2 protein-coding genes and 1 pseudogene are annotated in these 1,465 nt (G+C 42.3%); 2 read left to right on the top strand and 1 reads right to left on the bottom strand.

Features of this window, described 5'->3' with window-relative positions; genetic code table 11:
* On the top strand, window positions 1-244 hold a 244-nt coding region (locus ASF27_RS22915), incomplete at its 5' end, for a hypothetical protein (RefSeq protein ID WP_210166281.1).
* Between the two features lie 64 nt (window positions 245-308).
* Window positions 309-659: a hypothetical protein gene (locus ASF27_RS22405; RefSeq protein WP_156467555.1), complete on the top strand. Its 351-nt coding sequence runs from the start codon at window positions 309-311 to the stop codon at window positions 657-659.
* 710 nt (window positions 660-1,369) lie between these two features.
* Here ASF27_RS22405 and ASF27_RS23215 read toward each other — a convergent pair.
* Window positions 1,370-1,465: pseudogene (locus ASF27_RS23215) on the bottom strand (IS5/IS1182 family transposase); the annotation flags it as partial.

The following is a 1,465-nucleotide window of genomic DNA, read 5'->3' as shown; positions in this document are numbered from 1 at the left end:
AGATCAGCCCATTGCGCGTCGCTCAGCATCGTCCCTCCTCCATCAGAGAGACGAAAACGCAAGCCCAGCCAATCTGTTCAGGCGACGACAGGCCCTAGATGCTTTGCAGGGCGCCGCAGATAAAATCGGACAAGAAAGCAGTGGGCGATTTTCAGGCGTAGCTAACTCCAACGGTTACAATGTGACAATCAGAGGTGCGTTGGTGAACGGTCAAGCTGAAATTGGCACAGCGTTCATACCTTGAATGTTTTTATTATAGTTTTGATCAAAAACTTGTGTCGTGCCTTGAATTTCAGGGGAGCGAATGGATGACTATACAGGAAAAAATGGAATTCGAAATAATAACTAAATTTTTCGTCAATCGAGGGGTATTGTCAGGAATTAGTTTAATCGAGTCGTACAGCACGCCTGTCTTATCAAGACATGTTGGTGGATCTGGATTTATGACGGTATTTCGTGACGACCCAATACTTCATATTCTGCCAAATTCATGCAACGAAGATATATCGCCGTGTGAAGCAACGTTGGATGGCAAATCAAATCCTTTCGGATTTGTCATCATGATAAAACACGGAAGAATAGAGTGGCTTGAGGGATTTAGCTACGATGGTGAGCCATGGCCAGAGGAATTGCGCGGCTATAGAATCCATGATATCTAATAGATTCGAGTTATAGTATTATATTTATCTTATAACAATATAATATAAAATTGAAATGCGTAATTTCATCGCGAGCACTGAAACTCATCTGCGGGTTAGGCAATCTTCTTTACAGGTAGCGGGTCGCCATATTCTGAAACTAAAGGCGTAAAAAATTTCTATTAAATTTGTCAAAAATACTAAAATGTTCTTACGAATAGCCTTATTATGAATATAAGCTAGAATTATAGAGCTAGAAATGGAAAATTTTGTAGAAGTATATGTTCTCCTAACCGACGAAATAGTGCCTGTCTGGAGGCCGGTGCTAGCTATGAAGATACAGGAAGATACTTATGAAATATTATCGAATCAAAAGGTTCCAGTATATGAAAAGTGGGAGTTCCGGCCCGGGACCCGCGTGCGCGTTGAAAGTGCTATCTCTGATGGGCAGGTTTACCTAAGGGCTGTAAAAGAGGTATCGTTGTAATTTAAAGCTATTTTCGTCGATAATCTCAATATTAAGCAGAATTATTAATATAAAAGGGATACCCTAAGCGTTGATATGAAATAAAATTCGCTTAAAAATGCTTCTGCAGTGTTGTCTGTGTCAAGCCAGCGTACGGATTGGATAATAATAGACGAGCGACGTAAACATTCTTCTCATAAAATCGGCACGCATCGCTGCTGGATGTTCCGACGTAGGCACCGATGCATCCTTCTGCTAGAGGCTGTTATGAACCGCTTGCCAGTTGAGCGGCCTGTTTGAGCATGAGGCAGACGAAGGCGACGATGTGGAGATCGGCGAGTGTGCTGGGATAGCGCTCGTA

It is taken from the genome of Methylobacterium sp. Leaf102, assembly GCF_001422425.1.
Classification (GTDB): Bacteria; Pseudomonadota; Alphaproteobacteria; order Rhizobiales; family Beijerinckiaceae; genus Methylobacterium.
The sequence above is the reverse complement of the archived record's forward strand: the minus strand, read 5'-3'. Positions and strand labels throughout refer to the sequence as shown.